The 10,707-nt window shown below is 42.6% G+C and carries 4 protein-coding genes and 1 pseudogene; all 5 read right to left on the bottom strand.

The genetic code is table 11. The features are described from left to right. The coding region (locus tag QUA25_RS27080; RefSeq protein WP_333042638.1) for a DUF4347 domain-containing protein at window positions 1-8,591 on the bottom strand (8,591 nt) is incomplete at its 3' end. A gap of 48 nt (window positions 8,592-8,639) precedes the next feature. After that, on the bottom strand, window positions 8,640-9,008 hold the full coding sequence (locus tag QUA25_RS27085; RefSeq protein WP_333042641.1) for a peptidylprolyl isomerase: 369 nt from the start codon (window positions 9,006-9,008) through the stop codon (window positions 8,640-8,642). Window positions 9,009-9,352: 344 nt separating this feature from the next. After that, the gene (locus tag QUA25_RS27090; protein WP_333042642.1) at window positions 9,353-9,901 is read right to left on the bottom strand and encodes a hypothetical protein; all 549 of its coding nucleotides are present in this window, start codon (window positions 9,899-9,901) and stop codon (window positions 9,353-9,355) included. After that, window positions 9,898-10,062 (bottom strand): hypothetical protein, encoded by a 165-nt coding sequence (locus tag QUA25_RS27095; protein ID WP_333042643.1) that lies wholly within the window; start codon window positions 10,060-10,062, stop codon window positions 9,898-9,900. The genes QUA25_RS27090 and QUA25_RS27095 overlap by 4 nt, the downstream gene beginning before the upstream one ends. Before the next feature lie 303 nt (window positions 10,063-10,365). Further along, a pseudogene (locus QUA25_RS27100) lies at window positions 10,366-10,707 on the bottom strand (IS4 family transposase); the annotation flags it as partial.

A 10,707-nucleotide genomic window follows, 5' to 3' on the forward strand; every position in this document is an offset into this window, starting at 1 on the left:
TTTGGGTTGGTATTACCTTGGTTTTGGGAGTTATCTACTTGAGGAGGTAAGTTGGCATTACCATTACCTTGATTATTACGATCGTCAACTTCGATTTTTGGGTTGGTATTACCATTTCCTTGATTATCACGATCGTCAACTTCGGTTTTTGGGTTGGTATTACCATTTCCTTGATTATCACGATCGTCAACTTCGGTTTTTGGGTTGGTATTACCATTACCTTGGTTTTGGGAGTTATCTACTTGAGGAGGTAAGTTGGCATTACCATTTCCTTGATTATTGTCATCGTCAACTTCGGGTTCTGGGTTGGTATTACCATTACCTTGGTTTTTGGAGTTATCTAGTTGAGGAGGTAAGTTGGTATTACCATTTCCTTGATTATTACGATCGTCAACTTCGGGCGCTAAATTCGCATTGCCATTTCCTTGACCGTTGGAACTGCCAGCTTGGGGAGGTTGACTGGAATTACTACCGCCTTGGCTAGATTGCCATTCAGGTTGACCTTGAGTATCGCGTTGCACTCCTGGTATATTTCCCGGTTGAGGATCGCGAGGCGCACCATGTTGATCCTTCCATTGCGGATCTTTTTGCGTCACTAAACCGAGTTCGCCATAAGGTTCGCTTAGGTTTTGATCTGCGCCGCTACCTTCACCGAGAGCAAGTAGGAAATCAACAACGTGAGGCGAAATCGATCGCACAATAGTAGGCTGTCCAAACGGACTGAATGGCACGATGAAGCTGTTAAATTCACCCGTCCAATCAAATAAGCGATCACGTCCCGTATTCGCAATCATCACATCCAAACCGCCGCCACCGAAGGCAAAATCACCATCAGCAAACTCTGGATCGTCAGGACGGTTGTTGAGTCCGTTATTAGTATCGTGGTTATCGTCGGCATTTAACAGATCGTCACCCATACCGCCAAACATTCGATCGTTGCGAGTACCGCCTACCAACCAATCATTACCAAAGTCACCAAAGATGTAATCTTTGCCATCATCAACTTTTTCGCCTTTAGCGTTAGTTGCTTCAAAGTTGAGGAAGAAATTGTTAATCTTCAGACGCGGATTAACTGCATCATAAGCAGCTAACTTGCGAGTAAGTGGATCGTAGCGCAACGTGTTGAAATCTTTTACTGCAAGCATATTGTAGAATTCTGGCAAAGCTTCTGCACCGGAAATGCCATCATCACCAGCACCGCCATGCAGGAAGTCATCGCCTAAACCGCCGTAAATTACATCATTACCGCCTGACTCAAAAGCTAACCAACGCGCTTCTTTCTTCAAGCGAGCTTTTTCGTTCACTATAGCGCCGATGAATGGCCCAGGTAAGCCAATTTTTCCTTCTTGGTCTGGTACTGTGATTCCGTAAAGGGTTTCGGTTTCGCCATTGCGACTGGTAATAATACGTCCATCATCACCTAAGATTCCATCTTCACCCGTTCCGCCGTAAATGCGATCGTGTCCTGTACCGCCAAAGATGTCGTCATCTTGTGCGTTACCGAACATAACATCATTACCAGTCATGCCATACAAGACATCATCACCCGCTTCTCCCAAGATTAAATCATCGCCACCCAAGTTGTTAGAATTACCGCCGGAAGTATAGTCAAGTAGTTGAATGGCGCGAGGAATAATTTGCAGTGATTTACTGTAATTATCGTAGGTAAAGTTAAGAAACTTGCCGCTATAATTACCTTTAGTACCTACCAAGCGGAAGATATTACCATTATCGCCAACGATTGCATCTGCATCGCGAGCGTGTCCTTCTGCTGACTGGTCGCCCAGATTGTTGCGATCGATCTGCGTTCCTGCACCACCAAAAATGGTATCTTGACCAGTCGGACGTTTTGCTTGCGTGTCGTTGCCAAACAGACTGGAACTATCACCGATAATATCATCCTGACCTAAATTGCCAAAGATTAAATCGTTGCCACCATTGCCTTCAATATAATCGTCGCCGTCATTGCTATTTTCTACTGAAGGATCGGTGAGGCTAACTACTTCGCTGATGGAACTATCGCCTTGGATGACATCGTTACCCAGTTGTCCGAAGATCATATCGTTGTTCGCACCCCCTGCGATCGCATCATTGCCAAAAGTCTTAGCATCTGCGTTGACAGAATGGTCGAGTAACTGGATATTTCGTTCCGTCTTAGTAGTAGGATTCGCTTGACTGTTGGCAGTAATTAAAGGATTGCCAGCGTCATCATAAATGGTTTCACCTGCGAGGACGCGCATCCTTGGACTAATGTTATCGACGCGGCGGGTAATGATCGCGTTATCGCCAGTAATGACATCATTTTCAGTACCGCCATCTATGGAATCATTACCATCAGTGCCACCTGCGACATTATGACCGCCAATGATGTCGTCATCGCCACCATCTCCAAAGATTAAATCGTCAGCTTGTCCGCCAAGGATAATATCGTCATCGGCGTTACCATGAATAATATCGTTGCCACCTTTATCGGTAATTGAGGTATCAATTGAGGTGAAGTTTTGGTTGGCGGGTAAACTGAAATCTACTTTACCGTGATCGCCAAATACTAAGTCTTTGCCATCGCCACCGTTGATGATATCCGCAGCACTACCGCCAAAGGCAATATCATCTCCTTCGTTACCGTCAATGATATCGTTACCACCTAAAGTTGGGTTGGTAGTGGTAACTAAATCGAGGGTAGCAGGGTTGTTATCAACTACGTAATTCAGTACGCCATTATCACCCAAGATAATATCAGCTTCGGTGTTACCAGTCAGGCGATCGTTGGCATAACCACCAAGGATGATATCTTTACCTTGATTGCCTTCAACGGTATCATCGCCGCCGTTATCTGGGAAGGTAGTTTCGATTTTTTCTACTACATCATTAGCGTTGCGAGTAATGCGACCGCCATCTCCCAGGAGAATATCATTATCTTGGTTGCCGAAAATGCGATCGCCAACTCTACCGCCAACAACTATATCTGCGCCTTCATCACCAGTAATGGTATCGCTACCGCCAGCAGTCGGGGAAGTGGAGTAGATATCGTTCGCGTCTGCACTACCATCATTTCTGACAACAACGCCGTTATCACCTAACAGAATATCGTCAGCGTTTCCACCAGTGATGCTGTCATTACCTTGACCGCCGAGTGCAATATCCGCACCTTCGTTACCATCAATGCTATCGTCACCGCCGTTATCTTCAAAGGTGGTAGCAACTCTTTGCACACTGTCAGTATTATCGCGGGTAATGCGTCCGTGGTCGCCAAGGAGAATATCTGCACCTGTAAATCCTAACAGCAGATCTTCAGCCGTACCGCCGATCGCAATATCATTTCCCGCGCCACCATCAATAGTATCTTTACCGCCAGCAGTCGGGAAAATAGAGAAGATATCGTTAGCGTCTTCGCTAGCGTCATTTATGACAACAACGCCGTTATCACCTAATAGGATATCTGCTGATTCATCGCTACCACCAGAAAGGTTATCATCTTCGCTCCCACCTAACAGAAGATCAGCGCCATTGCTACCAGTAATCGTATCGTTACCACCGTTTTCTGGGTTAGTAGTTTCGGTGCGTGTAACTACACCTTGATTCAAGGTTAATTTACCGTTATCACCAACGAGAACATCTGGATCTGCATCGCCAGCAATGCTATCATTACCATCGCCACCCAAGAGGAAGTCTTCACCACCACTACCACTGATGGTATCGTTACCACCAGAGTTATCAACTGGGGAATGTTCTGCAACTATGTAGTTGGCATTTAATGAACCTTGGTCGCCTACAACGATATCTTTTCCGCTGCCATTTTCAGCATCACCAACGAGGTAGTCATTTAAACCACCGCCAAAAATGATTTCGTTGCCAACACCACCGTAGATAGTATCGCTACCTGCACCGCCATTAGGGTTAGTGATAACATCGCGGGTGACAGGGTTGATGGTGCCGTTGTCGCCTAAAATAATATCGTTACCGACATCACCGATAATTTCATCTGCGCCGTCTGACTTGTCTTCTAAGTCATCAAGGTTAGAAGAACCGCCAATTACTAAATCATCGGCTGCGCCACTGGAAATGCGATCGCTATCTGCACCACCTTCTATATAATCTGCATCTTCTTGTCCGAGTAGCGAATCATTTCCCAGACCGCCAAAGATGGTATCAAGTCCAATGTTACCTTCTACATAATCATCGCCACCTTGAGAGTAAACTAAATCGTTGCCGTTACCGCTAAAGATTTTGTCGTTGCCAGCACTACTAATTAAGGTAAGAGTTTCTACATTTCCGTTATCGCCAAGGATGCGATCGTTACCATCTTCACCATAAATAGTGTCATCACCGTTATTGCTGGAAGCAAACGAGTTACCGCCAATTATTTGGTCATTACCAGCACCAGCAAATATTTGGTCGTTTTCGTCGCCACCTTCTAAATAGTCTTCGCCTTCTTGACCGCGCAAAATGTCATCGTTTAAACCACCAAAAACGGTGTCGTTATCTGCACCACCTTCTATATAATCATCATCTTCTTGTCCGAGTAGCGAATCATTTCCCAGACCGCCAAAGATGGTATCAAATCCGATGCTACCCTCTACATAATCATCGCCACCTTGAGAGTAAACTAAATCGTTGCCATTACCGCTAAAGATTTTGTCGTTGCCAGCACTACTAATTAAGGTAAGAGTTTCTACATTTCCGTTATCGCCAAGGATGCGATCGTTACCATCTTCACCATAAATAGTGTCATCACCGTTATTGCTGGAAGCAAACGAGTTACCGCCAATTATTTGGTCATTACCAGCACCAGCAAATATTTGGTCGTTTTCGTCGCCACCTTCTAAATAGTCTTCGCCTTCTTGACCGCGCAAAATGTCATCGTTTAAACCACCAAAAACGGTGTCGTTATCTGCACCACCTTCGAGAGTGTCGTTAGCATCACCGCCTGCGATCGAATCATTTCCAATACCGCCTTTGATGGAGTCGAAACCAGCTTCGCCGTCGAGGATGTCATCGCCTTCATCATCTTCAATAGTGTCATCGTCTGCACCAGCGTAAATGGTATCGTTACCGCCTTGACCGAGAGGAACGTTTTCTGCTTCACCAAGGATGAGATCCTTACCTTTACCGCCGAGAATTAAGTCGCGACCTGCGCCGCCAGTAATCGCATCGTCACCTTCGGCACCATCGATATTGTCATTACCCGAAAGACCTTCGATGATATCATTACCAACTTCTCCATAGAGAGAATCATCGCCCTTTCCACCGCTAATCAAATCGCCAGCTTGATTGGCAGGAATATCAGAAATATCTGCTGTGGCATTTGGTCGCTCGCCATAGACTAAATCCCGCCCATCATTACCATACAGCGCATCTTCTCCAGCACCACCATAAATAAAATCATCGGAACTGCCTCCAGCAATTTCATCATTACCGTCGCCACCGTAGAGATAAGCTGAACCTGTACGAGTCAGATTAGGTGCATCCTTAGCAGTGAAATCCTCAGCAGTCAAATAATCATCATCTCCACCACCATAAAGTTTTGCCAGTCCCTTACCCGCAAAGAGGCGATCTTTGCCATCTGGTCTGGCTTTGCCATCTGGTCCGGTTGCAACACCGTTTTCAGGATTAAAATCTCCCCACAGTTCTGACTCTGCTAATACCCCTGGTGCTAGTTCAATTACATCATCACCTGCACCACCTTCGGCGTAAATTTTACTAATTCCTGTAAATTCTTCAGTCAGTCCGAAAGCTGAAACTTTTACTGTTTCATTAACAGCTTCACCATCTATATGCTCAACTTTGAATGTTTCATTGCCATCAGTATTATTGACAATACCCCGTTGGTCGGCATAGCGCCCCATATTTAATCGCAACACACCATTATCTAGGTTTGCTAACATTGGTTTGCTGCCTTGGCTATCACCACAATCCAAGCTGAAATCAACTAACACTTTGTCAAAAAATGTCTTGCGAGTTGTTTTCTTGAATGGCCCTATACCGACTGTACCTTCACCAAAAATGCCTAATTTCATCTGGCCATTAAGTTCAAATAGGCATAATGGACTTTTTTGTAATTTTTTTTCAATTTCATAAGTACGCAGCCGATGATCAGGCTCAATATCATCCTTCAAAGTAGCTTTTATATCCGAATTTAAGGAAAGACCAACACCCAAAGCTGCCGATACAAATTCATTATCAACCCCTAACTGACCCGATCCTCTAATTTCTAAACCTAACCCTAACCCAGAAGTATCTTTGAGATAAAACCCGTCAAACGGTGTACCTATTTTCCGTAGAGTCCGATGTAATCCTTTTGCATCGTAGCCAAAACCAAATTTAGCATTAAAGCTAAAATCACCCGCAAACTTAATGCCGATGGGTGGAACAGGCAAAACAGGAATTGATATATCAGGAAGTGGCACTTTGAAACCAACAGGTGCCATATCAAACTCAAACAAAGTTGCACTTTCATTACCAATCAAAAGTTTAAATACTTCGGACGGGTCAGTGAGAATAGGGAGATTAACTCCTATCTTTTGTAATTCGGTGAACTCACTGGGTAACGCTTTAGAAACAAAGGGTATGCTGCTTAAATCAGCACTTTTTAGCTTATCTTCATTTAAATCGAAGAGATCACCGCTAATATATTTACTCAAATCCAGGTTATCAATCATTACAAACTCGCCACTAGAAGCGATCGTTTTGAATTTGCTCAGTTGTTTGTAAGTATTGATAAATGATTTGATTGGCGCTGCCTTGTCTCCTAAAAGTTCAATAATTCCTAGGTTAGTACCAGGTATTTTTGCATCAAGAATATCTATAACTGGTTGAAGGGGTTTAAAAACTTTGTCAAATTGTTCTCCAATCGGACGGATAAAATCACTAATGAACGAACCAGCATTAATTTTTACATCTCTGAACTTAACATCAAAATTTTCTAAGGTCAGATCCGCTTTGGCATCCCACCCAATATCAAGCTTAGCTTCAATGGAAGGGAATTTATCATCAGTGCCAAATTTGGTTAGGAGGTCTAAGCTAATATTTGTTTTGTTTTCCAGTCCCGCAGATAATGTAGGAGTTGCTGTCAATTCTCCATTAGTTTTTTGCAGATCCACCAAAATTGCCCCGCCAAACTGAAGTGGATTATCCGCAGCTTCCTTAACAGCAAAATTTAACAATCCCAGGTTTGCTTCAGCACTTAAATTATCCTTTAGCCCCACATTAAGATTTAATTTGAACTCATCTTTAGCGGAAGTATCAAAACTGAAAATACCATTGTCTAGTCCGAATTTTAAACCAAATTCATAACCAACTTTAGCATCTAGCCCTAGCCCCGTAGAATTAAAAATTAAGGCTGGTAATCCCAGATCCAAGGGTAGGGGAACTGAAGTGTAAGTTAAGTCTTTTTTAAGTTGAAGATCGAAGGTAAAATTATTCGCATCAGTCAGCACCAACTTAATATCATTAAAATCTGCTACTGTATCTAATATGCCGTCCTTATCTGCATTGGGATCTAGAACCAATAGTCCATTTGTTCCATTTACGCCAAAGGCATTAAATAAAATCTGTTTAACAGCTTGAACTGTAGGTGTGGCGCTATTCTTAATAACCTCTAGTTGAGCCTTTAGGTTGCTAATAAAACTTGTATCAAAAAACTGAGTAACTGTGTTTAACTTTGTTCCTACAATAGGGAGGCGTTGATTAGTGACTTGATTGCTGATTTGGTTTTGGATTGAATCAAATAAACCTCCAGAGCCAACTAATTCGTCAACAATTTCATTAATTTGTTCCGATGAAAGGCTAGTATCAAGAGTGTAAGCATAGGATGTAATTGCTCCTTTATTAAACAAAAATTGGGTTTCGATTTCACCTGTATTCTCTTCGAGAATCCAATCACCATTCAAAGAGATATTACCAGTTATATTATTAGAAGCGGCAATATCTGCATCCGTTAATTCACTTAACCGATCAACAAATGCTAAACCTTTTTCGCCAGAAGCAACATTACAACCATATAATAAAATGTCAGCATCTTTGGTTAAAGCATTTGCCCATTGCTGAATCTGCTGACTATGTTTATTGAGATTATCCAGATTAAGATCTGTTGGATTTAGCTGTAAACTTCCTGAACTACCGTGAGAAATGATATGGATAGCAGCAATTTCACTACGTTGGGCTAGAACATTGCTAATCTGTTTAATATTATCATTTTCTCTATTAAGAATAATAATTTCTGCACTAGGCTTAATGCTAGCTATTAGATGTTGATAATTGTCTATATAAGAATCGACAAAAACAATTTCCTTAGCTAGGATATGTTGATTTATATCAGTCCCGATTAAAGAATTATCTATTACTTCGCCAGTAATGAAATCTCGACCTGGTATTACTGTTTGAGTAGCATTATATGCCAAATTTGCATCTTCTTTAAGCGTAACGGGCAATAATCCGTTGCTTCCCACGAACTCGACTTCAGGTAGAGATGTTTGTAAGCTTGTAGGTGCTATCGCATTTTTTCCACCCATCAACAAATGGAAATTTAATTCGTCCCGTTCGTTTCCTAATGGAAGTAGAGAATGATGAGATTTGAATTCGTTGGTATCCATAATATCCTATTTTCCTAATTAATTAAAGTTTCTGCATTCTACAAATACTTAAAAGCCTTCTCGCAATTCCCTCTGGATTTTGCTTTTGGTCATTTTCTCTGTCAACCATTCTTCAAACAATTCATTTTGTAGCTGTCGCTTAATTTCCCCGTCCAGCGTAACTGTCAACAATTGCTCGATCCGCCATAACAACCAATTGTTATGGCTTAAAAACGGCTCTATTAATTCGCCAACTCTTGCTTTATCTACAGCATTTCTCATCTGTTCTGGCATTTCTTCTCGGCTAATAGTTCTCGTGCGGAAATTGATTACTTTTTCAGAATTTGCTGCATATTCTCTGCCTAACTGCTCAAAGCTAGATCCTTGTAGAATCCGGTTTTTTAACTCTTGGGCGAATTTTTCATCGTTAACTACCAAACAAAATTTAGAACTATCACACCGATAGCTAAACTTCTGTATAGTTACTCTAATAAATATTTACTTTTCTCCCTTTTTCAAAGAAGGAACAAAAGTAATCGGGAAACTTTTCCCTTTTATGTTTTTGGCTTTTCTCTCTTTGAACGTTTCCGGCGTTACTGTAAGTTTCCTGCTGCCTCCCAGAATTTAACAGGTTATTTCTTAACGAAACTTAAAAATCAGTCTTTGGGAGGATGATTTAATTTTTTGTTCTTTAAAACACAGTATAGTCCTTGATTAAGTCAGATGTTCCTTAACATCAGCCTCTTTACAGAATCTTCATAATTAGGGTATATAATCAGGAGTTACGCAGTTAGTGAAAGAGAAAGCCAAGGAGCAGTTAAATAGGAGCGCACTGCCTCCCGAACAATGCTGAGTTTAGACTCATACCAACTGATGCCCCGATGAAACCAATGCAACTCCAGGCGGAGAAAGGCTCGAATCGCCAATCCAATGTGATTGCGTTGAGCGCGAGCAGAACGCACTTGGGCTTTTTCAATCCCACAGCATTGCTTGAGACCACGGTGGTATTCCTCGATCGACCACTCAAACTCTGCCCACTGCTGGCGTTTTAGGGGACTCATCTTTAAATCATTGGTGGCCCAGTAGTCAATGTCACCGTCTGGGGCAACAATCTTGAATACTAGGATCAAGCCATAGCCTTTGAGATGAACCACCGTCCCACTGGCGGCGCTGGCACTGTAACGCCCCAACAATAGGCTAACAAGGCGCTGCACCCGACCGCCTACAGTCCGCTCGTTCCTCACTCCCTTCCGGCGGCGGGTGAGCTTGGTCGTTATCTCGTAAACGCTGCCTGACTTTGGAGATGATTCGGTCTCGATCGAGAATGTCAAATCAAAGCCCTTAACGCTTTCAGTGTCGCTTTTTGAGCAATCGTCAATTCCGTTAGACCTTGAAGATTCATGCCTTCATACAGCCGATCGCCCATCAACGTCCTAATACAACATCCGGTTGCGACATCCCACAGCTTAAATCGTGCGATCGAGGCCGCCACTTAATAAAATTTGACCGTCAGCGCTAAAGATGAAAGGGCGTTGCTGATTTAGGTATGAAAGGCTAAATAGGCAAGTCATAGAAACCAGTATCCACAAAACTTCGGGATTTTCAATTTATTTTTTTCATACCCTGATTAAGCAACTCCAGAAATTTTAGGGCGCTTTTAGAGATTAGATTTCAGATTTAGGATGCTGGCAATGATCGGCAACAAAGCTTCAGCTTCAACCTCAGCAAATAATAAAAGCCACCTAGTCAAAAGTGGCTTCGGTCATTTCGTTAATTCCGGATCATTGGTAACAAGTTAAGCTTGTATGGCAGTTGTCAAGGGGGTTTGAGAAGATGTCTCAAAGAAAAATTGGTTCTGACCTCGCTGTCGATCGGGGAAAGGGGCAACAATTAACTTAACATTGGGCTTTCGTTGAGATTTAACAATACCTAAATCTCGATTTTCGGGCGCGGCGAAATACTCTATCGGGTCAGTTGCCTTACCTTGTTGGCGGGCTACATAAAAATGGTAAAGACCCCGGTAAATCATTTCTAATGAAATCGAATCTATTGGTAAAGAGAGTTGGTCAGCAACCGCATCACCTAAATCGACCAAGATTGCATAAAATATCCAAGTCCCCCAAATTTGAAGCTGAAT

The organism is Microcoleus sp. Pol17C6 (assembly GCF_036701145.1).
Classification (GTDB): domain Bacteria; phylum Cyanobacteriota; class Cyanobacteriia; order Cyanobacteriales; family Microcoleaceae; genus Microcoleus.